The sequence below is a fragment of the Acinetobacter sp. 226-1 genome, assembly GCF_030329325.1.
Lineage (GTDB): Bacteria > Pseudomonadota > Gammaproteobacteria > Pseudomonadales > Moraxellaceae > Acinetobacter > Acinetobacter sichuanensis.
Genome location: NZ_JACANU010000001.1, coordinates 483,517 through 506,924 on the forward strand (window position 1 = coordinate 483,517; position 23,408 = coordinate 506,924).

General features: G+C 36.2%; 20 protein-coding genes and 1 pseudogene. 12 read left to right on the forward strand and 9 right to left on the reverse strand.

Annotated features, from left to right (window positions below; translation table 11 throughout):
* The first annotated feature begins 13 nt into the window (after nucleotides 1-13).
* From HX124_RS02255 to HX124_RS02270, 4 genes are all read left to right on the forward strand, one after another.
* Entirely contained in the window at nucleotides 14-2,440 is a 2,427-nt protein-coding gene (locus HX124_RS02255; RefSeq protein WP_286381813.1) for a CSLREA domain-containing protein, read from the forward strand.
* Between the two features lie 178 nt (nucleotides 2,441-2,618).
* Nucleotides 2,619-3,401, forward strand: coding sequence for a tellurium resistance protein (locus tag HX124_RS02260; RefSeq protein WP_107007405.1), 783 nt, complete (start codon nucleotides 2,619-2,621; stop codon nucleotides 3,399-3,401).
* A gap of 9 nt (nucleotides 3,402-3,410) precedes the next feature.
* Nucleotides 3,411-4,523, forward strand: a complete 1,113-nt coding sequence (locus tag HX124_RS02265; protein ID WP_286381814.1) for a toxic anion resistance protein — start codon at nucleotides 3,411-3,413, stop codon at nucleotides 4,521-4,523.
* 26 nt (nucleotides 4,524-4,549) lie between these two features.
* Complete coding sequence (locus tag HX124_RS02270) at nucleotides 4,550-5,473, forward strand: hypothetical protein (protein WP_286381815.1); 924 nt, start codon at nucleotides 4,550-4,552, stop codon at nucleotides 5,471-5,473.
* Nucleotides 5,474-5,518: 45 nt separating this feature from the next.
* On the opposite strand, the gene purD is transcribed toward HX124_RS02270, so the two are convergent.
* From purD to HX124_RS18185, 7 genes and pseudogenes are all read right to left on the reverse strand, one after another.
* On the reverse strand, nucleotides 5,519-6,802 hold the full coding sequence (gene purD, locus HX124_RS02275) for a phosphoribosylamine--glycine ligase (RefSeq protein WP_286381816.1): 1,284 nt from the start codon (nucleotides 6,800-6,802) through the stop codon (nucleotides 5,519-5,521).
* Nucleotides 6,803-6,962: 160 nt separating this feature from the next.
* Nucleotides 6,963-8,537 (reverse strand): bifunctional phosphoribosylaminoimidazolecarboxamide formyltransferase/IMP cyclohydrolase, encoded by a 1,575-nt coding sequence (gene purH / locus HX124_RS02280; RefSeq protein ID WP_286377777.1) that lies wholly within the window; start codon nucleotides 8,535-8,537, stop codon nucleotides 6,963-6,965.
* A gap of 95 nt (nucleotides 8,538-8,632) precedes the next feature.
* The gene (gene fis, locus HX124_RS02285) at nucleotides 8,633-8,902 is read right to left on the reverse strand and encodes a DNA-binding transcriptional regulator Fis (protein ID WP_001086304.1); all 270 of its coding nucleotides are present in this window, start codon (nucleotides 8,900-8,902) and stop codon (nucleotides 8,633-8,635) included.
* 373 nt (nucleotides 8,903-9,275) lie between these two features.
* Nucleotides 9,276-10,148, reverse strand: coding sequence for an MJ0042-type zinc finger domain-containing protein (locus HX124_RS02290; RefSeq protein ID WP_286381817.1), 873 nt, complete (start codon nucleotides 10,146-10,148; stop codon nucleotides 9,276-9,278).
* Nucleotides 10,149-10,169: 21 nt separating this feature from the next.
* Complete coding sequence (gene prmA / locus HX124_RS02295; RefSeq protein WP_107007399.1) at nucleotides 10,170-11,072, reverse strand: 50S ribosomal protein L11 methyltransferase; 903 nt, start codon at nucleotides 11,070-11,072, stop codon at nucleotides 10,170-10,172.
* A gap of 113 nt (nucleotides 11,073-11,185) precedes the next feature.
* Nucleotides 11,186-12,079 (reverse strand): bile acid:sodium symporter family protein, encoded by an 894-nt coding sequence (locus HX124_RS02300; protein ID WP_107007398.1) that lies wholly within the window; start codon nucleotides 12,077-12,079, stop codon nucleotides 11,186-11,188.
* Nucleotides 12,080-12,775: 696 nt separating this feature from the next.
* Nucleotides 12,776-13,009 (reverse strand): annotated as a pseudogene (locus HX124_RS18185) (hypothetical protein); the annotation flags it as partial.
* 236 nt (nucleotides 13,010-13,245) lie between these two features.
* Here HX124_RS18185 and mnmG point away from each other — a divergent pair.
* Nucleotides 13,246-15,126, forward strand: coding sequence for a tRNA uridine-5-carboxymethylaminomethyl(34) synthesis enzyme MnmG (mnmG, locus tag HX124_RS02310; RefSeq protein ID WP_286381819.1), 1,881 nt, complete (start codon nucleotides 13,246-13,248; stop codon nucleotides 15,124-15,126).
* 111 nt (nucleotides 15,127-15,237) lie between these two features.
* Nucleotides 15,238-15,549, forward strand: a complete 312-nt coding sequence (locus tag HX124_RS02315; protein ID WP_286381820.1) for a hypothetical protein — start codon at nucleotides 15,238-15,240, stop codon at nucleotides 15,547-15,549.
* Nucleotides 15,550-15,861: 312 nt separating this feature from the next.
* Here the strand turns inward: HX124_RS02315 and HX124_RS02320 are convergent, their stop codons facing one another.
* Entirely contained in the window at nucleotides 15,862-16,179 is a 318-nt protein-coding gene (locus HX124_RS02320) for a hypothetical protein (protein WP_286381821.1), read from the reverse strand.
* A 157-nt stretch (nucleotides 16,180-16,336) separates the two neighbouring features.
* Here HX124_RS02320 and HX124_RS02325 point away from each other — a divergent pair, with 157 nt between their 5' ends.
* Nucleotides 16,337-17,254, forward strand: a complete 918-nt coding sequence (locus HX124_RS02325) for an ADP-ribosylglycohydrolase family protein (RefSeq protein WP_286381822.1) — start codon at nucleotides 16,337-16,339, stop codon at nucleotides 17,252-17,254.
* A 425-nt stretch (nucleotides 17,255-17,679) separates the two neighbouring features.
* Here the strand turns inward: HX124_RS02325 and HX124_RS02330 are convergent, their stop codons facing one another.
* Nucleotides 17,680-18,675, reverse strand: coding sequence for a helix-turn-helix transcriptional regulator (locus HX124_RS02330; protein WP_286377784.1), 996 nt, complete (start codon nucleotides 18,673-18,675; stop codon nucleotides 17,680-17,682).
* A gap of 275 nt (nucleotides 18,676-18,950) precedes the next feature.
* Here HX124_RS02330 and HX124_RS02335 point away from each other — a divergent pair, with 275 nt between their 5' ends.
* The 5 genes from HX124_RS02335 to HX124_RS02355 all read left to right on the forward strand — a co-directional run bounded on the left by HX124_RS02335 (nucleotide 18,951) and on the right by HX124_RS02355 (nucleotide 23,375).
* Nucleotides 18,951-20,522: a circularly permuted type 2 ATP-grasp protein gene (locus tag HX124_RS02335; protein WP_286381823.1), complete on the forward strand. Its 1,572-nt coding sequence runs from the start codon at nucleotides 18,951-18,953 to the stop codon at nucleotides 20,520-20,522.
* Between the two features lie 34 nt (nucleotides 20,523-20,556).
* Complete coding sequence (locus tag HX124_RS02340; RefSeq protein ID WP_286381824.1) at nucleotides 20,557-21,165, forward strand: alpha-E domain-containing protein; 609 nt, start codon at nucleotides 20,557-20,559, stop codon at nucleotides 21,163-21,165.
* On the forward strand, nucleotides 21,162-21,941 hold the full coding sequence (locus HX124_RS02345; protein WP_286381825.1) for a transglutaminase family protein: 780 nt from the start codon (nucleotides 21,162-21,164) through the stop codon (nucleotides 21,939-21,941). Before HX124_RS02340 ends, HX124_RS02345 begins: the two co-directional genes overlap by 4 nt.
* Nucleotides 21,942-22,014: 73 nt before the next feature.
* On the forward strand, nucleotides 22,015-22,749 hold the full coding sequence (locus HX124_RS02350; protein WP_107007389.1) for a proteasome-type protease: 735 nt from the start codon (nucleotides 22,015-22,017) through the stop codon (nucleotides 22,747-22,749).
* A 206-nt stretch (nucleotides 22,750-22,955) separates the two neighbouring features.
* Nucleotides 22,956-23,375, forward strand: coding sequence for a BLUF domain-containing protein (locus HX124_RS02355; protein ID WP_286381826.1), 420 nt, complete (start codon nucleotides 22,956-22,958; stop codon nucleotides 23,373-23,375).
* Nucleotides 23,376-23,408 lie beyond the last annotated feature (33 nt).

The following is a 23,408-nucleotide window of genomic DNA, read 5'->3' on the forward strand; positions in this document are numbered from 1 at the left end:
TTAAGGATTAGTAATGAAAAATTATAAAAAGGGAACCTTAGCCCTCATGGTAGTTGCTGCTATGTCAACAATGGCAGCAGAAGATCGAACAATTTATGTCACTACTTTTGCAGATGAAAATGGTGAAAATACAGATAAATGTTCGTTACGTGAAGCGATCACTGCTGCTGCGACACATAAAGCATTTGGTGGTTGTAATGCAGGGCAACCACATAACTCTGTAACCAATGTTATTCAGTTGGAAGCTGGTGAATATAAACTGAACTCTGAATTGCAACCAAGTTCAGCAATTACGATATATGGTAAAGCACCTACTGATTATAGCAAGCGAGATGTATTAACTAATGATTACCCAGCAGCGACTGCACTTAAAACGACCATCAATGGTCAAGGGTTAAGTCGTATTTTTAATACAAATAACACCAATACACCGACTTTAAGTTTGAATAATCTAAATCTCATCAATGGTTCTAGTCAAAATGCACGGACAAATGCAGGTGGAGCATTATATTTAGGTGGTCCAACAGATTTAAATAATGTTGTCATTGAAAATTCAAGCTCACAAACGGGCGGTGCAATTTATTTAAATGATGTAAATAGTAGTTTGACGATTAACACAGGTACATTTCAAAAAAATAATGCTGTAACAGGTAGTGTTTTGGCAATGACTTGTAGTGATAAGTTAAATGATTCTAAACGTGTCATTGATATTTCAAATACCAGTTTTTTAAATAATGGTTCAAGCAGTAGCCAAAGTATTTTTGCATTTTGTGGGCAACCTGAAGCGAAATTTTCTGCAAATACCATTACTGCCAATACAGCGAATGCAACGACAGGAAGTATCATTCAATTTAGTTCAACAAGTCCGCAAGGAAAAGTGAATTTAAGTGATCTTTCCAGTCTGTCTTTAGTCAGTAATACCATTGTAAGAAACTCCGCATGGGCGACATTCTTATATAATGCAGCAACCAGTAAAACACTGAACTACAATGTCATTGCCTATAATGGTGCAGGAAAATCATGCCATTACATGGGGAATGATTTAGCTACAGTTGAAAAACCAAATTTAACTTTACGAGATAATGCTTTTGCTTTGTCTGCTTCAAGTGCAAATTCAGTTTGTGAATTACCTAAAAAAGTTGAAGAAACTGTATTAAAAACCACAGTGGATTTAAGTAATACTGCATTTTCTAGTGTTTTAAGTGACTTGCAGCCTGCGTCACAATATACAGGTTTTATGCCTTTGTATTTTCCTGTTGTTAATACTGGCGCAAGTAAAAGCTTCGTTGATACAAAATCATTTGAATGTACAGGGTATGATCAGCGCGGTGTAGGTCGTGTGGATGCAACAAAAGAGTCTGATACTTCAGATAGTTCCAATTCATGTGATATAGGTTCAACGGAAATATTACGTTTGACTGTATTTAAAGCAGAGTTAACGAACACTTCTGTCGTGACATTATTAGATCAATATCAAAAATATGCCACTGAGTACAAAGATTTAATTGCAAATAAAGAAACGAAACCTGAATTTTTACCTTATTATGGAATTCAGCAAAAGTTTTATGAAAATTTATTAAATATCAAGACAAAGCAAAAGTATCGTACGATTTTCTTTGATCCATTTGCATCTAATTTGCCACATGAAGTATTACTTGCAAATAATGGTCGTGAAATTCGTCATTTAACTGTAGATAATTATACTGTTGAAGCAATAGCAAAAGGGATTGGTAATATTGATGGTAAAACTGAAAAAATTACTCCTGATTCAGACTTAAAGTGTGAATGGGACAGCAGTTTAAAACTCATCAAAATGTGGCGCTTAGATGACAATATTACGCCTACAGGTGATAAAGAGTTTTGCCAATATACGCTACGTTTGAAGTCAGATACTAAAGTTTCATCTTCTGCTTATATTTTAGGGACATTTACAAATATTGCACCTATTGCCAAAGATGCTGAATTTACTGTCAAAGAGGGTTCAAATAGTCAGGTTGTACTCGATTTGCTTAATTATGTGAATGATGATGGTGATGGACTTGTCAGCACTTTAACTAAAAAATCGAAAAAACTAAGCTATTTTACAAATGCCAAAGGTGAAGATTTAGCAATTCGTATTAATAATAAGCTTGATCCACTCTTATTTAGTGCGGAGCGTACTGGTCCTTGTCCAGGTGAGGACCGTTTATATACGTGTTATGGCGGAAAAATTACAGTTCAATTGAAAAATACATTAGATCCATTTAGCTATAAATTTACTTATTTTGTTTATGATGCTGATGGTAAAATTTCAAATGAAGCGAATGTAAAACTAAATAATACAGCAACATCTGAAGGTAGCGTACGTAAGAGCGGTGGTGGTTCTTTCGGATGGTTGAGTGTTGTAGGTCTATTTGGACTGCTAGGCTATCGTCGATATAAAAATCGTTCAACTCAATAATTTGAATGAAATCTAAAAACCAGTGTTCGCACTGGTTTTTTATCATCAATCACTAAAAAGAATTTTTTACATATTTATATATTTAAAGCTCTAAATTTGTATTATAAGTTTAAATAAGACTTGTATTTAGCAAGTATGAAACCAATACATTGACCTATGATTTTTTTATTATTTTGATATGACACAATTTATAGAACTGACTCCACTCCAGCATGTACAGATTGATCCTGCTGAGTTGCTTTCAATTAAGCGCAATGACTTGGTACCTTTGTTGGATAATCAAGGGCGTCTCAATTTGTATGCAGATCAGTTGATTCAAGCGCAGTCAGTTTTACTCAATGGTGTCGATACTCAACTGACACAAAAACTAAGTCAGGTCATTGCCCAAATCATTGAGCAATTATCCAATTCAAAGAAAAAATTGAAACAACGTAAATTCAATGCATTACAAAAATGGTTAGGTTTAGATTTAGAGTTTAGCGCAGGTCAGGTCAAATATTTTAAAGATCTTGATGTGTTAATCCAAGAAGCGAATTTTTTAAACCAAAAAATGGCAATAGAAATTCAAAAATCTCAAGCAAGGTTTCAGCAAGCTTTGGGTTTTCGTGAGCAAATGGCGAAATATATTCGTGCTGCTCAAGAGTTTTTGCATGAATATCCGCAATTTTTAAAAAATAGACATCCTCTAGATAATTTTGAAGAAAGATTATCCAAAAAAATTAATACATTAGAAACATTACAAGCCAGTAATGATATCGCTTTAGCGCAAATGCAACTGACGCAACAATTGTCTTATAGTTTAATGGATCGTTTTAAAGAGGCTCAGCAAGTGCTGATCCCTGCATGGCAATATCATCTCAAACAAAACTCTGAGCAACAGTCGATGGCTTCAGTGGGTGAATTAGATCAAAGCCGTGAAAAATTGATCGCATTATTGAAAAAATCATTAGAGCAGAAATAGGGTTGTCGTATGAATGAACTTGATAAGCATGTTGTTGAATCATCAACAGATTTACAACAACGTTATGAACAGTTAGGTTTAAAAGAAATTGGTTTAAATGCTGAAGATTATCATGAAGTTGTTAATGCTCAAAAAGAGTTAATTAATATTGATCATCATGCAGTTGCAGAATATGGTAAAAATATTGCGGCACAAACGTCATCTTATACAGATGAATTATTAGACTTAGTTAAAAATAAAGATTTGGACGCAACTGGGCAAAAATTAAATCAAGTGGTACAAGTTGCGCAACAACTCAATACATCAAGTATTTTAAATCAGTCGAAAAGCTCAGGCTTTTTTGGTGGAATTTTAAATAAATTTAAAGGTGCAAAGCAGAGTTTTGATCAGCATTTTAATTCAACTAAAGAACAAATTGATAGTTTGGTCAAAGAAATTGAAAGTTCTCAAAATGGTTTGAAAGCGCGTGTGAATACATTGGATAAAATGTTTAGCGCTGTGCAAGATGAGTATAAACAATTGGGAATTTATATTGCCGCAGGTCAGCTTAAACAACAAGAATTACAGCAAGAAATTGCAGGATTGAGTACACAGGAACAAGATCAGCAAACCCATCAACGTATTTATGATCTAAATCATTTGGCAAATAATTTAGAAAAAAGAGTCAGTGATTTGCAAGTTTTACAACAATCTGCAATGCAAACTTTGCCGATGATTCGTATTATTCAATCCAATAATATGATGTTGGTTGATAAATTCTATGCGATTAAAAATATTACTTTACCTGCATGGAAAAACCAAATTAGCTTGGCAATTTCTTTGCAAGAACAACGTAATAGTGTGCAGTTAGCAAATACAATTGATGATGCAACCAATGATTTATTAAAGCGCAATGCTGATTTGTTACATCAAAATTCAGTAGATACTGCCAAAGCCAATCAACGTTCAGTTATTGATATTGAAACCCTTGAACATGTACAAAACACCCTCATTAAAACAGTGAATGATGTGATTCAAATCCAAAAAGAAGGGGTGCAAAAGCGTGAAGAAGCTTCGCATCGGATTCGTGCTTTACAAACAAATTTAAAGCAATTGGTTTTGGAAAATACACAACCATCTTAAGCTCTTGATTGGTTTTGGAGAAGATATTGTCACTTAAAAATGACTACCCTATACAGTCGCTTGATTTAAAAACAGGTCTATCGACTTTAAAACAGCGTCAAAAAAAAGTGATGGCGTTGAGTGTGCTGAGTTGTGTGATTTTTATTACAACAATACTCAGTGTATTTATTCAACAAGATCTGATTTTTCATTTTTTAGGTTTGACGAAAGATATTTCACAACTGCATATTCCTTTAAGCGTTGACCAAACGTTACAGTCTTATATTGATCAACCCAACTATCTGATGAATTTGTTTTCATGGTTTGGTTGGTTATTGCTCAAAATCGTTGTTTCATTTATAGGTGCTTTTATTGTTGTTGCATTTTTAAAGAAATTTAGATTTTTTCTTGTGCGATTTCAGTCATTTATTTTAAAGTTTGTCGCATGGTTGTTAGCATTTGTCATGCTGTGGTCAGGTTTAACTTACTTACAATATGACTGGAATGACAATGAGAAATCTGTTTATGAAGAGCTTGTGCATTATGATCGGAATATTCAACAAAGCCATATTTTTCAGTCTTTACAACAAACGGAAACGGCAGAGCCTGTACAGGCTTATTTGTTGGGACAAACTGCTTTATTGCATAAGCCACAAGATCGTGATGCAGCAACAAGTTATGTTGCTCAGTTGGTCAAAGCTGAACGCACAGATCCGAATTTTTTTGAATATGGTTTTAAGTCTGAGCAACTTTGGGCAATGCAGCACGCTGTTTATGGCAAGTCCGTGACGGCAAGTACTGAAAAGTTGCAGCCTCGTATTGAAAAAGCACAAGCTTGGTCGGCACTGATTCAAAAGATTTTATTGGGTATTTCTGTATTGTTTTTAGTGTTTAGTATTGTTTTATATGCTTTGACGCAAAGATTTAAGCAACGTGTTATCAAAATCGAAAGACAAATTCATTTAGAATGATAAAAAAACCCGCATCAAGCGGGTTTTTTTATGACTTAAACAAGATTATGCATTTTCACGAGCAATCGCACGGTAACCAATATCTTTACGGTATTGCACACCATCAAAGGTCACTTTTTCACAAAGTTCCAAAGCTTTTGCTTGTGCTTCACCAATCGTATGACCAAGTGCAGTCACGCAAAGTACACGACCACCCGCAGTTACGATTTCACCATTTTCATTGGCTTTAGTGCCTGCATGAAACACTTTAGCGTCAGTCATTTCAGTGTCTAAACCTGAAATTACATCACCATTGCTAGAGGTTTCAGGGTAGCCTTTAGATGCTAAAACGATACCCACTGTTTTACGTTCATCCCAGTCAGCTTCCGCAGGTAAGTTACCCGCAATACCTGCTTCCACTAAATCAACCAAAGAAGACTTTAAGCGCATCATAATCGGTTGAGTTTCAGGATCACCAAAACGACAGTTGAACTCGATCACTTTTGGCTGACCTTGTTCATCAATCATTAAGCCCGCATACAGAAAACCTGTGTATGTGTGACCATCTGCTTTCATACCATCAACGGTAGGGCGCATCACTTCACGCATAGTTTTTTCAAACACATCCGCAGTGACAACTGGTGCAGGAGAGTAAGCCCCCATACCGCCAGTGTTTGGACCTTGGTCACCTTCAAAAATACGTTTGTGGTCTTGTGAAGTCGCCATCGGCAAGATGTTGTCACCATCAATCATACAAATGAAAGAGGCTTCTTCACCTGCAAGGAATTCTTCGATGACTACACGAGAACCTGCATCACCAAATTTATTGCCTGCAAGCATGTCATCAATCGCATCAAATGCTTCTTGATTGGTCATGGCAACAATCACGCCTTTACCTGCAGCAAGACCATCCGCCTTGATCACAATCGGCGCACCATTTTTTTCAACAAATGCTTTTGCCGCATCTACTTCTGTAAATACATCATAGAAAGCAGTTGGAATGTTGTGGCGTTTAAGGAAATGCTTGGCAAATGCTTTAGAGCCTTCAAGTTGTGCAACAAATTGAGTAGGACCCCAAATTTTAAGACCTGCTGCACGACCTGCATCAACCACACCATTTACAAGTGGTGCTTCAGGGCCGACAATGACTAAATCAACCGCATTGTTTTTTGCAAAGTCGATAATTGCAGTATTGTCTAAAATATCAAGTGCGACATTTTCACATTTGTTTTCAGTTGCTGAACCTGCATTCCCCGGTGCTACAAATACTTTTGCAACTTTTTCATCTTGTGCGATTTTCCATGCAAGTGCATGTTCACGACCACCACTACCTAAAACTAAAATATTCATCTACGAATCCCTCAAAGAAAACAATCCCACCTTGCGAAGCTATGCTTCTCACCCTGTAAAAAGAGGGGAATCACCAATAAAAATGTCCCTTTATTTGTGAAAAGTCCCCCTTTTTACAAAGGGGGATTTAGGGGGATTAATAAATACGATTTCTAATTAATTAGTGACGGAAATGACGCATGCCAGTGAAGACCATCGCAATACCTGCTTCATCAGCAGCAGCAATGGTTTCTTCATCACGCATAGAACCACCCGGTTGAATGATGCATTTGATGCCTGCTTTAGCAGCATTATCAATACCATCACGGAATGGGAAGAATGCATCAGATGCCATTACCGCACCTTCAACCACTAAACCTGCATGTTCAGCTTTGATCGCAGCAATACGAGCAGAGTTTACACGGCTCATTTGACCTGCGCCTACACCAATAGTTTGACGGTTTTTAGCATACACAATTGCATTCGATTTAACGTATTTCGCAACTTTCCAAGCGAAGATCATATCATCGATTTCTTGCTCAGTTGGTGCACGTTTGGTCACAACTTTTAAGTCATCTTTGGTGATCATGCCTAAGTCTTGGTCTTGAACCAATAAACCGCCATTGACACGTTTATAGTCAAGTTGCGCTTGACGAGCATCAATTGCAGGAAGTTCGCCACATACAAGTACACGCACGTTTTTCTTCGCGCCAGTCACTTCAAGTACGCCATCAGCAATACTTGGTGCAATGATCACTTCAACGAATTGACGGTCTACAATCGCTTGCGCAGTTGCAACATCTAACTCACGGTTAAATGCAATGATGCCACCAAATGCTGATTCAGGATCTGTTGCATAAGCAAGGTCATAAGCTGCTGCAATACCATCAAGAGAAACAGCAACACCACATGGGTTTGCGTGTTTCACAATGACACAAGCAGGTTTTGCAAATGATTTAACACACTCAAGTGCTGCGTCTGTATCTGCAATATTGTTATAAGATAATTCTTTACCTTGTAACTGTTTAGCAGTAGAAACAGATGCTTCAGTTGCGGTGTCTTCTACATAGAAAGCAGCAGATTGATGCGGGTTTTCACCGTAACGTAAATCTTGCGCTTTGTTTAATTGTGTATTGAAAGTACGAGCAAATTTATCTGCTTCGCCTTCTTCCTTGCCAACACGTGCGCCTAAGTAAGATGCAATCATACCGTCGTATTGAGCAGTATGTTCAAATGCTTTAACGGCTAAGTCAAAACGAGTTGCATAAGATAAAGCGCCATCCGCTTTTAACTCAGCAACAACAGTTGCATAGTCAGCAGCATTTACAATAATGCCTACAGAAGCATGGTTTTTCGCAGCAGCACGAACCATCGTTGGACCGCCGATATCAATATTTTCAATCGCATCAGCAAGTGAACAGTTCGGTTTTGCAACAGTTGCAGCGAATGGATAAAGGTTAACAACAACAAGATCAATCGCATCAATGTTGTGTTCAGCCATCACAGCTTCATCTAAGCCACGGCGAGCCAAGATACCACCATGAATTTTCGGGTGTAACGTTTTTACACGACCGTCCATCATCTCTGGGAATCCTGTATGCTCTGAAACTTCAACTACGGCAACATTATTGTCTTTGAGCAACTTGTATGTACCGCCAGTAGATAAAATTTCTACCCCTAGAGCAGCAAGATTTTGGGCAAATTCAACGATTCCAGTTTTATCTGAAACAGAGATTAAAGCGCGTTTAATAGTCATGATCTTCGTCAACAGTTTTTAAAGTCTAGAGATTTAACAAATAGGCAGAATGTAGGTAAAAAAAATGCCCACGTAAGCCGTGAGCATTTTATCATTTATTCACTCATTAAACCGTGAGCTTTTAACTTTTTACGTAAAGTGCCACGATTGAGTCCAAGAATTTCAGCAGCGCGAGTTTGATTTCCGCGTGTATATTCTAGAACTACAGATAAAAGAGGTTTCTCCATTTCTGCTAGCACCATGTCATACACTTGAGATGGTTGCTCACCTTGCAATTGTGCAAAATAGTGGCGAACTGCGCGATCTACGTGAATACGAAGAGCGACATCAGATTGTGCAGTAAAAATAGGAGATTTGCTATTCATGCGAGTTAATCCGAAAATCAGATACTACTTGGGTAAAGTAATATAAATGTGGTCTAAAAAAATATCGAGCTCCGTTTTAGATCCTAAAACGGTTGGCTCTAAAACAAGAACAATTAGCTTGCCACAACTTACACAATTGAGCGAAAAATAAGCGTAACAATACATTAATATTTGTTACAGATCGCTTTAAAACAAAAATAATCCCTTATGCGCAAAATGAGAGATTAAGCACATGGTCAAGACTGTATTTGTTGTGAAAAATTGCGAGGAGTTTGTGGTACAAAGCTTTCGTGGCGCGTATGATACCATTGTCTAAGAAAAAGTGAGCAAGAAAACTACATTTTTTTTAATTTTTTTATAGTTTTTTTCAATATTAGGGGTGAATTATTTCTAATTTCCAGTTGTCAAAGGATTTTTTGTCAATTGGTAGCTCAAATTTAAAGGTATATGGGCTATTTTGAGGAATACGTTTAATCCCTGTTAAGCTCTCAATCAGATATTCATGCGCTGAAACGGTATAAATTTTTGTCACTTGTCCTTCTTTATATAAAGAAACCTTTATTAAGGGTAGCTCTAAACTTTTTGAAAATTGATTGAGCAACTGTCCTGAAAACTGTGTTTTATTGCTCTCGAGTGCTTTTACTTTTAAGTTTTGTACCAAAATTTGTTTGTAACGTTGATCAATAGTTTCACAACGTAGTAATGAGCAGGTTTGAGTAAATAACGTATTTAATACAGGATAACGGTCTAGTAAATTCGGGTTAAACCAGAGGATTTGGAAACTCAAAATTGAAACTAATGCAATATTAATTAAAGTCCACATTATATAATAAAGTCGCGTTTTTTGAATTTCCCGATGTGGCTTATGGTTGTGATGCGTCGCTAAATGTAGAGCAGGGAAAGTTTGCGAGGCGCTATCATCAACAAAATTAAGCGTATTTAAATAGGTTCTTAGATCAATATTAGAATTTTCAATTTTACGGCTAAAAAAGTCATTAATCGTGTTTTGTTCAGTATTCAGTTTAGGCAAATGAATATGTGGCTTTGATGAGTGATTTCGATAAGATGATGGATGGGGGTTTTCATGCTCATCAGAAATTGTAGAGGATTCAACTAAATGTAGCAGTGCATTGAATTGTGTTGTGCATTTAGGACAACAGACCATACCTTGTGCGGCTGTAAGTTGAGTTACAGAAACTTTATATAAAGTTAAACAATTTGGGCAGCGGGTCTGTTTATCACTCATAAGCTCATCATTTTTATTTGTTTAAATCTGATGGCGCTTTCCAGAAATACGACACCAATTTTCATCACGTTTTTCGACTTCTACTATATCAAAAAATTGAGAATAAACATTAGAAACATCAGCTACTTGCTCTTCAATTACACCTGCAAGTGCGAACTCGCCCTCAGATTTAATTAAAGTTGAGAATTCTTCTGCAAGCATCATCAGTGGTCCTGCTAGAATATTGGCTACAAATACATCTGCTTTTTGGTCAGCAAGTTCTAAGTTGAACTCTTCAGGCAAACCAACATAAAGATTTTCCAGTACACCATTTAACTCAGCATTTTGTTGAGTGGCTAAAACAGCTTGTGGGTCAATATCAGTTGCATAAACTTTTTTTGCGCCAAGCAAAAGAGCCGCAACACCTAAAATGCCTGAACCACAACCATAGTCAATGACGATCTTGTCTTTAACATCTATTTTGCCTAACCATTGTAAGCATAAAAATGTAGAAGCATGATTGCCTGTACCAAACGCTAAACCTGGATCAAGTTTAATATTAACTGCATCTGCTTCTGGGGCTTCCATCCATTCAGGCACGATCCAATATTTTTCAGCAATTTGAATAGGTTCATAGGCATCCATCCATGTGCGTTCCCATTCTTGATCTTCTAAGAATTCACTACGCATCGGTTCAGTTGGTAGTTGTGTACGGATAAAAGTTTCTAAAGCTGCGACATCAATTTCTTCATCATCTTCTTGAGCATAAATGCCTGTAACAATCACTTTGTTCCAAAGTGGAGTTTCACCTGGTAGTGGTTCAAGTAGGTCTTGGTTTTCAGCATCGTCAAGGGTAACGCTTACAGCGCCAAGTGAACTTAATAATGTTTCTGTAAAATCAACTTGAGCTTGCTCAACTGTAATATGAATTTGTAACCACTTCACGGCAAAGACCTAATACTTTTCTTAAAAGCGTTATTGTAGCGGAAACCATGCATTTGTGCTGTATCAAATTAAAAAATGGACGCTGGTGTTGAACGTCCATTTTAAAAATAGAATTATAGCTTTGAGATGGAGGAATGTGTGGGGACAGATTGATTGCTTGCTAAACGTGAAATGAGCATGCCAAAAATAGCTGCGAAAAAATACATAAAAATAGAATAGACGGCTGCTGGCATAGCAACGGTCGTGTTATTCATGACAGTCAATGCGATGGTCATGGCTAAAGTACTATTATGAATGCCAATTTCAAAGGCACAGGCACGTGCTTGAGCACTACTAATTCCTAAAAAACGTGGGACAAAATAACCAATGAACAGGCTGCAAATACAGAAAATAATCGTTGCAATTCCCACTTGCGCGATATATTCCACAATGTGCGCACGCTCTTTAGCGATGGCTCCTATAATAATCAAAACTAAAAATACAACTGAAAAAATTCGTAAAGGCTTATTCAGCTTTTCACTAAAATGAGGAGCATAACGTCGAATTGTCATTCCTATAGCAACAGGAATGAGAATAATGGCAAAAACTTGCATTATTTTACTGAACTGCATGCTGATTTGCTGAGCATCATTCATAAAATATTGAATCGAAAAATTCACAATTAAAGGCAATGTGAGTGCAGCAATCACTGAGTTAATCGCAGTCAGCGTGATATTTAGAGCAATATCACCTTTAAATAAATAGCTAAATAAGTTTGCTGTACTGCCACCAGGTGAAGCAGCAAGCAGCATCAGACCTACAGCAAGTAATGGCGGTAAAGCGAGAATTTTACAAAGAATAAAAGCAATACCAACAAGGAGCACGAGTTGACAAAATAAAGCGATGACCACAGCTTTAGGGTGTTTAGTCACTCGTGCAAAATCTTTTGGAGTAAGCTCAAGCCCTAAGCCAATCATAATAATGGCAAGAGCAAGAGGTAACATAATGGTGATAATCCCTGAATCCATAATGTATCCTTTTGTTATTTTGGTTTATTTGTCATATAGCGCTTTTTACTAAAGCTTCTTTAATATAGTGTAAAAAATGTGCTGTGGATATGAAAAATGAAGATTGATAAGATCGTAATTCATTTAAATTTAAAGTATTAATTTTATAGCTTACATAACTGATGTTGCGTAGTATCTCTAATCTAAAAATTATACTTTAAATCTAGAAGAATGTAGATACGCGGAAACGTCATCCGCAATTGTTTGAGGTAGGACTTCTTCTTATAAATAAAGTTTCTGCGAAACATTCAATTTTTTGATGCTAGTGAACGAGTTTTGCGGATGACAATGGTTTTGCCTACTTTTCCCAAAAGAAAAGTAGGTCGAGCCGAAGGCTAATCCCTAAATTTAAACTTTGGATATAGAATTCCATCGCGTAATTTAGATTTTTCTATTTTTAGCCGTGTAATTTGAATCAAATGCGTAACATCAGTTACATAAAAAAGCGATCAACTTATAAAGTTAATCGCTTGTAAAATAGAAAGAGAATTATTGAATTGCAGGTGCTGCTTCAGTCGGTTGCTCGCTTGATTGTTCAGTGGCTTGCGGTGCTTCGTTGACTGCGGCAGGTGCATCAGCAGTTGCTGCAGGTACTTGTTCTAGAGCAGGAGTGCTTGCTGCGGCAGGCTCAATTGCTGCTGCGCTGTTGCCACCTGCTGGTGCAGGGAATGTAAATTGCAATTTACCATTTGCATTTGGTTCACAACTACCATTATAAGTTACACCTTTATTGGCATAAACAACCCAATCTCCTTGCTTTTTATTTTTACATACTTGAATCTGTTTGTTGACTTCAGCCTTACTTGCGTTTTCATCTGCTGCATGTGCAAAAGAAAAAGCGAGGCAGCTTAGTAATGATGTTGCAATCACTTTAGAGATCGTATTTTTCATAATCGTTTTCCTTTATATAAAGTGAATCTTCAAAACAAATATTGCTTGAGTGTTTTTTATCCTAATCAAGTTTTTGAATAATTTAAATTTCATTTATATGTGAATAGTGCAACAAAGTGTCAAGTTGTGTAATATTTCCTAACGGTCTAATGCAAATAATTTTGTAAAACTGCCTAATACTGAAACCAAATTTTTGCTATAATTTTACGTCATTTTATTTTCTCTCAATTATCACTATGCATTATCCTAAAGTTTACGATGTCATTGTTATCGGCGGCGGTCACGCAGGTACGGAAGCGGCACTTGCTGCGGCACGTATGGGTCGACAGACTTTACTCCTTACTCATAACATTGAGACTTTAGGGCAGATGAGCTGTAACCCAGCCATTGGTGGTATTGGTAAATCTCACCTTGTACGTGAAATTGATGCCTTGGGTGGCGCAATGGCATTGGCTGCCGATAAAGGCGGTATCCAATTTCGTATTTTAAACTCGCGTAAAGGTGCAGCAGTGCGTGCAACACGTGCGCAAGCTGACCGTATCCGTTATAAAGCTGCAATTCGTCATACCTTAGAAAACCAAGCAAATTTGGATGTTTTCCAACAAGCTGCTGACGACTTATTGGTTGAAGGCGATACCGTAAAAGGTGTGGTTACTCAAATGGGTATTCGCTTTGATGCGAAAACTGTTGTATTGACCACAGGTACATTCCTTGGTGGTGTCATTCACGTTGGTTTGAATAATTCGTCAGGTGGTCGTGCGGGTGATCCGCCATCTATTTCATTGGCAGCGCGTTTACGTGAGTTAAATCTTCCTGTTGGTCGTTTAAAAACAGGTACACCGCCACGTATCGATGCACGTTCAGTTGATTTCTCAGTAATGACACCACAACCAGGCGATTTCCCATCGCCAACTATGTCATTCATGGGCGATGCGTCAATGCATCCTGAGCAAGTCAATTGCTATATTACCCATACCAACGAACGTACGCATGACATCATTCGTGGTGGTCTGGATCGTTCGCCAATGTATACCGGTGTGATTGAAGGGGTGGGTCCACGTTATTGCCCATCCATCGAAGATAAAATCAATAAATTTGCAGATAAAAACTCGCATCAAGTGTTTTTGGAGCCTGAAGGTCTGGATACTCACGAGTTATATCCAAATGGTATTTCAACATCTTTACCATTTGATGTGCAGTTTGAATTGGTTCGTTCGATTCGTGGTATGGAAAATGCGCACATTTTGCGTCCAGGTTATGCGATTGAATATGATTATTTCAATCCGCAAGCATTGAAGTTCTCTTTGGAAACCAAAGCCATCAATAACTTGTACTTCGCTGGTCAAATTAACGGTACAACAGGTTATGAAGAAGCAGGTGCACAAGGTTTACTTGCTGGTTTAAATGCTGCTCGCCGTGCGTGGGATCAGGAGCAATGGACTCCAAAACGTGATGAAGCGTATATGGGCGTTCTTGTAGATGACTTGATTACATTGGGTACAAAAGAACCGTACCGTATGTTTACTTCTCGTGCGGAATACCGTTTGATGCTTCGTGAAGACAATGCAGATCAGCGTTTAACACCAATCGGTCGTGAAATGGGTCTAGTGGATGATGCACGTTGGGCAAACTACTGTGAAAAAATGGAAGCAGTAGAAACTGAAAAAGCACGTTTACAGCATTTGTGGGCTGCACCAAACAATCCATTGGGTAAGAAATTTGTTGAATTGACAGGTGATGACTTGTCTAAAGAAACCAATGCGATTGATTTGTTAAAACGTCCAAATATCAATTTCTCGCAAATTGCTGAAATCACAGGTTCAGAAGTGACTGCATTTGTTGGTGAGCAAATTGAAATTGCGGTGAAATATGCAGGTTATATCAACCGTCAGCAAGAAGATGTTGCGCAAATGAAGCGTTTGGAAGATACACGTATTCCTGCTGATTTTGATTATGATGTGGTTTCAGGTTTGTCTCGTGAAATTACCTTGAAGTTAAAAGATGTTCGTCCTGAAACTTTGGGTCAGGCGAGTCGTATTCCGGGTGTAACACCTGCTGCTGTTCAGTTGGTGATGATTACGATTCGTAAGAATCATGCAGCGAAAAAATCTGCGTAAGATTTTACAGTTGTAAAAAAACCCGCTGAGCGCGGGTTTTTTATTAATTATTTTGAGTGATGATATTAAAATATCGATAATAAGATCAACTTACTATAAGAAAGGAAAAAGATGGATATTTTTCAATTAACATATTTTTTAACTCAAGCTTGTTTAGGTGAAATTACTCAAAATTTCAGAAAAATATATCTTACAGTAAGCGGTAAAGTAATAAAAAGTCACTTTTTTTTAGTAGATCGAGACGATGAGGAGATAGAACAAATTTATTTTGAAATTTTATCAATTTTTGAAATGTTAATTGATGATACTGAATCCTATATAGATTATGAAATTCACTCTGAAATTATGATTGGACGAGATAAAGAACTTATCAAAGATGATCTTAATACAATAATTTGTGTATTCAGTCGAAAAGAGGTCTAAGTGGTTACAAAGGTGTTTTAAAATTTATTGTGAGCATGGGATTGAAATAGTGAATAATGGGTGTTGATATGGTAAATGAGTATTACAAGGCATTTAATCTGAATTTACATCAAGATATTTTTCATATATGTGATAGAAATCGTCGTTAAAATGACACTTAATTAAATCGAGAAATGTATTTTTTATCATGTTAGATATATGCTTAACTTCATCAACTCTAACAAATTCAATTTCACCAACATCTGAACCAAATATATTTACAGCCTTTATAGAATACAAATAATCCTTTACTGTAAAGTGATAATAATTGTCTCAACCTTGTTCAATGAGATCTAATGTAAAGTCAGCACCAGTATTTAAAGATGTTAAAACTTCAGGAAAAATATTTAGAAATTGATCAAAAATATACTTATATGAAGTGGTTCCTAAATTACAAATGTCTAAAACAAAATCAAATTCGGTTTTTTCAACCAATAGTTCTTTCACATGAAAATTTAATAAAAAATAATAAGTTGCTTCATCGCTATATGGGTCATAAGTCATGTCACTTTGAATACAATCGAAAATCTTCTTTGCCTCATTAGGCTGAATTTTAAAATGCTCTGAAAGGGTAGATATCTCAATTTTCATCGTATTCCTTTATTTTATTGAAGTTTGCTATAAGCGTGAATTATTTATAGTTAGATTGGCGAGCTAAAATTTAAACATAATTTTATATCAATCAATATTGAAAATATATTGTCATTATGACACTATTAAATTATCAAAGAATACCTAGGCAACTAAAATGACCAAACAAGACAGAATAAAAGGCGCAATTTACGGATTACTCATTGGTGATGCTGTTGGTGTACCTTACGAATTTAACTTGCCTGAGCAACTGCCGAGTTACGATCAAATTGATATGGTTTCACCACTAAATTTTCAAAAAACCTATCCAAACATACCGTTTGGAACATGGTCAGATGATGGTGCGCAAGCTTTATGCTTATTAGATTCATTACTCTATAAAAATCAACTTGATCCCGAAGATTTTATGAATCGGATGTGTAACTGGTATCAACATGGTTATATGGCAGTGGATTTTCAAGTCTTTGATGTCGGCGTTCAAACAGCAGAATCAATCCGAAAATATTTACAGGGCGTTGAATTAGATCAAGTTGCAAAAAATGATGAACACTGCAATGGCAATGGTTCACTCATGCGAGTTCTACCTTTGGCAATTTGGCATACAGGTACAGATGCACAACTCATTCAGGATGCTTATGCACAATCACACGTTACACATGCACATTTACGTGCCAAAGTGTGCTGTGCTTTATATTGTTTATGGGCAAGATCTATCTTAAATGGCTTAAATATTGAAAATGCTTGGTATGATGCAGTCGCTAAATTACGCAATTATTTTCAGGATCAGCCTGAAGATTTAGCGCAACTCGAATTTTATATTCGTCCTGATGAGTTGGAAAAGGGCAATGGTAGTGGTTATGTGGTGGATTGTCTAAAGTCTGCACGCTATGCCCTACAACAACCGACTTATCAAGATGTGATTAAAACAGCAATTGCTTTGGGACGTGATACGGATACAACCGCTTGTGTTGCAGGTGGAATAGCCGGTTTATATTTTGGATTTGATGCAATTCCTCAAGTTTGGATTGAGCAACTGAGGGGCAAAGAAATGGTTGAACTACTGTTAGCACGATGATATGCAATTTCATAAAATAGAAATAAATAAGATTATCGGATTATTTTCTAAACAAAATTAGTGAAAATAAAAGCTGTTTTAATTATTTTTCAAAAAAGATTGCGCTTGTTATAGTGGACTTACATTCAAAACAAGAGGTGGAACACCATGACGATGAAGTCAATTAGATACAATGCAGGTGAGTTAGCGTGCTGTATGAACTGATAATTTTCTCCAATAACTCATGTTGTATATAGGCATGTGTGCAATATGAGTTTTTAAATCAGTGCAAAATAAAAAATGAAAAAGATCATTAAAATATGAAAATACAGATAAAAAAGATAGCGCAAAATAAATAGAAACTTAAATAAAATAAAAAATGATCAGAGCCGTAAAGGCTCTTTTTTTGTTGCTAAATGATCATTTTAAAATAAAGACTTCTATCTTTATTCAATTTCATGTACAGCATTAAAGACTTCTACAGGTTCAATACGCACTAATTTTTTACCAAAACTGCGTAGCCACCAAACAAGCTGAGATGTAAAAGGTACAACCGCACTCACTTGATAAAGTTGATTGCTTAACGCTTTTACTTTTTGATTTTTACTGAGTTGGCTTTCGGTGAAGTATTGTGCATCATCTTCGTGCATGATGAGTTTTAATTCAACATTTTCCGTTGCTTTAGAAAAGTCAACACGGAAACCCAACGCGCCTGAGTCAATATAAGTATCAATATCAAAATCAACAGGATGTAAAGCACGAAGATCTAATAAATTTGCGGATTTAAAACGATGTAGAGCAAAGGTTTGTACATCAGATTTGTCATGTCGAGTACAAATTAAATAAATAATTGCGCCTTTTTGTACCAAGCCAAGTGGGTTAAGAATATAAGATTTTTCCTCACCCAAATGTCCACGTGCACGATAAACACATTCTATTTGTTTGTCTTGTAATAAACCTTCGTAAATTGCTTGTTGTGCTTGACGTTCAACAATTGGTGGAATAACAGGTTGGTTTGCAGGGACAATACGAACGCGATTCACCCATTGACGTACATTATTTTGTGTCGATAAGCTACGTTTTGCTAGGTCAAACCATGGATGCATTTCAGCAATTAAACTGGGTGGAAGGAGATGTTTTAAATGCTCTTCTACCATCATAAAGGTAACTGCTTGTGAACTCGTCATATGCGGTAAGCTTTGAATCGGTGCATCTGAGCGCCAACGCCAACCTTGCGGCACAGTTTTATTACTTTCAATTGGAAAACGTTGCGCGATCTGATTGAGGTCGCGTTGGATGGTTCTCAAACTGATGTCAATACCTTCACGTTCCAAGGTTTCTTGTAACTCACGTGTGCCCATCCATTTTCCTGTAGATAAACGGGAAAGGATTTGCCATTGGCGGTAGAGACTATTGGAAGTTTCTTTTTCTTGTGTCGACATATGGGATATCAGTAAAATCGTGAAAGTTTAAGTGAATGAGAATGTCATACACAATAGGAAATTAAAACCCTTTCTGCAAGTTATATCCTAAAATAGATATATTAATCTATGATTATTATAAAGAAAAATTTTGAAACAACTTTTAGTAAAACTGATATTGAGTCATATTTTGATCAGTGAATTAATAATATTTGCGCATTTTACATTTTAGCTTGGCATTGATCTTGCTTTTATCATGATGAAAGACATCAATGATTAAATAACAAGGGGTTTGTATGTTACGAGAAAATATAAGTACAAATTTGGATCCTGAACAATTTTCATTACCAACACAGACGCTCAAAACAGAGTTTTCTCAAGATTTAGAGCAAACTAGTGTTCAACACAAATTTGAACAGCAAGAAAATACATCGCATCTTTTAAAACAACTGGATTCAGTATTTTTCAATGAAATGACAGATGATCAGGTGTTATCTGCTGCGACAGCCGAAAAAATGCAACATTGGTTGTCACAGCACAGTCTTTACCAACTTGAACAGCTCAATGAAACAGCGAGAGCACATTTTATCTATCAAGGGATTACTTTTGCAGTATATGGCGACAAGACTGGCATTGAGCGTACCATTCCATTTGATTTAATTCCGAGAGTGATCGCGAAGCAACAGTGGAACAAAGTTTCTGCGGGTTGTACGCAAAGAATCAAAGCATTGAATTTATTTTTAGCCGATATTTATCATGAGAAAAATATTTTAAAAGAAGGAATCATTCCTGAGTCACAAATACTTGCTCATGAGGCTTATCAACCATTAATGATGAACAATCATTTGAATGGTAATGTATATAGCCAAATCAGTGGCATAGATATTGTTCGTGATCGGCAGGGCGAATTTTTCGTTTTAGAAGATAATTTACGTACCCCATCAGGTGTATCTTATATGCTTGAAAGCCGAAAAATGAGCCAAAAATTTATGCCAGAACTCTGTAATCAGCAAGTTGCAGGGATTGAGCATTATCCACAATTATTAAAAGAAATTTTAGCTGAAAATGCTTATGTTGATCAGGCAACAATCGTTGTATTAACCCCTGGACGCTATAACAGTGCTTATTATGAACATGCCTTTTTAGCAAGGGAAATGGGTGTACCTTTAGTGACATCACGTGATCTTTTTGTAGAGAACGACAAGGTTTATGTGAAAACGATCCATGGTAAGCAACAAGTTGATGTAATTTATAGGCGCTTAGATGATAGCTTTTTAGACCCTTTAAGCTTTAGAGCGGACAGTACTTTAGGTGTAGCAGGCTTAATGTCTGCTTATTTAAGCCAAAATGTCGTCATTGCAAATGCACCTGGCACAGGGGTCGCAGATGATAAGTCGGTCTATCCTTATGTTGATCAGATGATTGCTTATTATCTCAACGAAAAGCCAATTTTATCAAATGTACCTACATATCAATGCCGTGAAGCTGAAGCTTTAGATTATGTACTGCATCATCTTGATCAACTTGTTGTGAAAGAAGCGCAAGGTTCGGGTGGCTATGGTATGTTAATTGGACCTCAAGCAACAGAACAAGAAATTGATCTGTTTCGAATGAAACTCATCGCAACACCATCTGCATATATCGCTCAACCTACTTTAGATTTATCGGTTGCACCGACTTTAACTCAACAAGGAATTGCTGAACGACATATTGATTTACGTCCTTTTATTTTGACATCGCCAGAAAGAGTTGAAATCGTTTCAGGAGGCTTAACTCGTGTCGCCATGCAACAAGGTTCCTTAGTGGTCAATTCTTCTCAAGGTGGAGGAATTAAAGACACTTGGGTGATTGATGAATATTCCATTTAGTTTGCTTAATGAGTATTCAAATAAGGAGATAAAAATGATTTTATTAACTAGCAACGCACAAAATATATTTTGGTTAGGGCGTTATTTAAATCGTATACAATATTTATGTAGCCAGTTTCCATTTCATAGCAATGAGGCTGCTTTAGATTATACACACGCATTTTGTTTACCTGCTTTTGATGCAAGTTCTTTAAATGAATTGGTGTTAGATCCTGAGCAACCCGCTTCATTTCATCAACAGTTTCAAAATGCTAAGAATAATATTCATGATTTACGTGGTGTGATCTCACAAAAATCTTTTGCTGAACTCAATCAGCTATTACAACAAGCTGAGCGAAATGCAGGTTTTATTTGTGATGTTTGTGCCGAGTGTCATGACGTATTAGAAGCCGAAGAAGATGAATTTCTATTTTTATTTTTTAGTTTAGGGCAGAAAATGGAGCAACTAGATCGTCAAATTCGCCTTAAGCAAACATCTGAACAAACTTTGCATGATTTGGATCAATTAAGCCAGCATTTAGATCGCTGTGGAGTCATAAGTGTTACAGAGGCATGGCAAGACTTAAAAAGACAACCCGATAGTCAACATTATTATCATTTTAGTGATCATATTGACTCTCTTTTTGAGTTGGTTCGCTTATGAAATTGATGATTAATCACCAAACCCATTACCAATATACAGACTGGGCAAAAAATAGTATTCAATATATTAAAATGATGCCGCAGTCTAATTCGCATCAACAAGTACATACTTGGGAAATTAGTGTGCCTGGTGCTCAAAAAATGAAAAAAGATGCATTTGCAAATCTTTGGTTGACCAGTAACCAAGTTGATCCATTTCAAACGATGTTGATTATGGCACAAGGTATTGTTGAGATTGATTTAAAGCATCAATATGGTGTTCAAGATCATTTATCTCCATGGTTATTTTTACAACCTACCACAACAACTTTGTGTAATACAGAAATGTTGGCATTTGCCCAACACTATGTTCCTCAAGTTAATTTGTCGAATTTTCATCGTTTAGCAGCAGCTTTATTGTTAAAAATGCCTTATGAGACGGCATCTACAACGGTTTGTCATACTGCTGTAGAATCATTTTTTGCAGGGCATGGTGTATGCCAAGATCATAGCCATGTCTTTATTGCGATGGCAAAAGCATTGAGTGTACCAGCGCGTTATGTATCGGGGTATTTGTATGCAAATAACCAATCACATTTAGCCAGTCATGCATGGGCAGAAATTTATTTAGATGGAAACTGGCATATGATTGATGTCAGTAATCAATTATTTCAGCCAGAAGCACATGTTTATGTTGCAATTGGTCGTGATTACTGGGATGTAGCCCCAGTCAGAGGTGTACGTGAGCAGGGAGGAATTGAAAGTATGTATTCAATTGTTCAGGTGCTTGCTTGTTAAATATTTGTTTTAAAAAATGAGTATAAAAAATAGATATTTAACATGAATATTCAAAAAATAAAGAGAGGTTTGTATGACATATTGTTGTGCTTTAAGACTCAAAGAAGGTTTAGTTTTTATCAGCGATACACGAACCAATGCAGGCGTAGACCATATTTCAGTTTTTCGTAAACTGTATACATATGGTGTTGCTGGTGAGCGTTTTATTTGTATTCAGACATCAGGTAATTTAGCAACAACACAAGCTGTCATTGGGCATTTAGAAAATCATTTAGCACTCGGCAGAGAGCCGCACTTATATAGTGTAAATACGATGTTTGAACTTGCTGGGCTAGTAGGGCAGCTTCTCCGACAAGTGATTGCAGAAGTCACTTCAGATACCTTGGAGCAAAGCAACTATTTCTGTAGTTTGCTGGTTGGTGGGCAAATTAAAGGTGAGGAAATGCAACTTTATAATATTTATCCGCAAGGTAATTTTATTTGTGCAACCAGTGATACACCGTATTTTCAAATTGGTGAAAGTAAATATGGTAAGCCTATTTTAGACAGGGCGTTGACTTATGATATGCCTTTAGATAAAGCCTTACGTTGTTGTTTGATCTCTTTCGATTCAACTTTGCGTTCAAATGTTTCAGTAGGGATGCCTTTAGATGCCATGATTTACCATAAAGATTGCTTGTTGACACCGCAAGGTAAACGTATCACAGAAGCAGATCCATATTTTCAGCAGATTAGCCGACAATGGTCAGAAACATTAAAAAATGGTTTACAAGATTTACCTGAACCTACTGAAGATTATTTTAAGTAGTTTCATTTTAAGCAATAGTAGAAATATTTTAGCTATAACAAGTTTTTAAAATATTGTGTTAAATAAGTCATTTTTTTGTGTGGTGGAAAAATAATTATTTACATATCCATCAAAATTTTGTCTGGTTATTCAACACTTAGGACTGTTTTAGTGCAGTAATATTGAATACAGTAAATTAATAAGAAATTTCATGAGAATATTAATTTATGTTTCAAATTTGTTATGCCAGTAAAACAACATCAAATGATCTAAAAATTTTAAATGATTTACGTGATATTTTAGATGAAGCTCGTCATTTCAATGTTAAACATGATATCTGTGGAGTCTTGTATTTTGCTGATGAATACTTCTTTCAATGTCTAGAAGGTGATCAAAATACGATTGAAATGTTATTAGATAAATTATTTAAAGACCTAAGACATCATCAAATTAAGTTATATCAACATACTGAAATTAAACAGCGCCATTTTTCGCAATGGTCAATGAAATATGTCAAAAGAAGTAGCCAGATTCAGCAATTTTTTTTAGATCAGGGGTATGAAAAATTTGCTCCTTTGTGCTTAAGTCAACAAGATCTGCCTAAACTATTACATTTATTGTATGAAATTGAAGAAACTGAGTTATAGAAAATAAAAATCCAAGTCTAAACTTGGATTTTT

Coding starts and splice junctions, on each gene's coding strand:
- HX124_RS02290 (WP_286381817.1), bottom strand. CDS start 10,148: ATGAGTGATAAACAGACCCGCTGCCCAAATTGTTTAACTTTATATAAA.
- HX124_RS02320 (WP_286381821.1), bottom strand. CDS start 16,179: ATGAAAATTGAGATATCTACCCTTTCAGAGCATTTTAAAATTCAGCCT.
- HX124_RS02260 (WP_107007405.1), top strand. CDS start 2,619: ATGACACAATTTATAGAACTGACTCCACTCCAGCATGTACAGATTGAT.
- HX124_RS02300 (WP_107007398.1), bottom strand. CDS start 12,079: ATGGATTCAGGGATTATCACCATTATGTTACCTCTTGCTCTTGCCATT.
- fis (WP_001086304.1), bottom strand. CDS start 8,902: ATGAATAGCAAATCTCCTATTTTTACTGCACAATCTGATGTCGCTCTT.
- HX124_RS02340 (WP_286381824.1), top strand. CDS start 20,557: ATGATTTTATTAACTAGCAACGCACAAAATATATTTTGGTTAGGGCGT.
- HX124_RS02350 (WP_107007389.1), top strand. CDS start 22,015: ATGACATATTGTTGTGCTTTAAGACTCAAAGAAGGTTTAGTTTTTATC.
- HX124_RS02325 (WP_286381822.1), top strand. CDS start 16,337: ATGACCAAACAAGACAGAATAAAAGGCGCAATTTACGGATTACTCATT.
- HX124_RS02335 (WP_286381823.1), top strand. CDS start 18,951: ATGTTACGAGAAAATATAAGTACAAATTTGGATCCTGAACAATTTTCA.
- HX124_RS02265 (WP_286381814.1), top strand. CDS start 3,411: ATGAATGAACTTGATAAGCATGTTGTTGAATCATCAACAGATTTACAA.
- mnmG (WP_286381819.1), top strand. CDS start 13,246: ATGCATTATCCTAAAGTTTACGATGTCATTGTTATCGGCGGCGGTCAC.
- purD (WP_286381816.1), bottom strand. CDS start 6,802: ATGAATATTTTAGTTTTAGGTAGTGGTGGTCGTGAACATGCACTTGCA.
- HX124_RS02255 (WP_286381813.1), top strand. CDS start 14: ATGAAAAATTATAAAAAGGGAACCTTAGCCCTCATGGTAGTTGCTGCT.
- purH (WP_286377777.1), bottom strand. CDS start 8,537: ATGACTATTAAACGCGCTTTAATCTCTGTTTCAGATAAAACTGGAATC.
- HX124_RS02315 (WP_286381820.1), top strand. CDS start 15,238: ATGGATATTTTTCAATTAACATATTTTTTAACTCAAGCTTGTTTAGGT.
- HX124_RS02345 (WP_286381825.1), top strand. CDS start 21,162: ATGAAATTGATGATTAATCACCAAACCCATTACCAATATACAGACTGG.
- HX124_RS02355 (WP_286381826.1), top strand. CDS start 22,956: ATGTTTCAAATTTGTTATGCCAGTAAAACAACATCAAATGATCTAAAA.
- HX124_RS02330 (WP_286377784.1), bottom strand. CDS start 18,675: ATGTCGACACAAGAAAAAGAAACTTCCAATAGTCTCTACCGCCAATGG.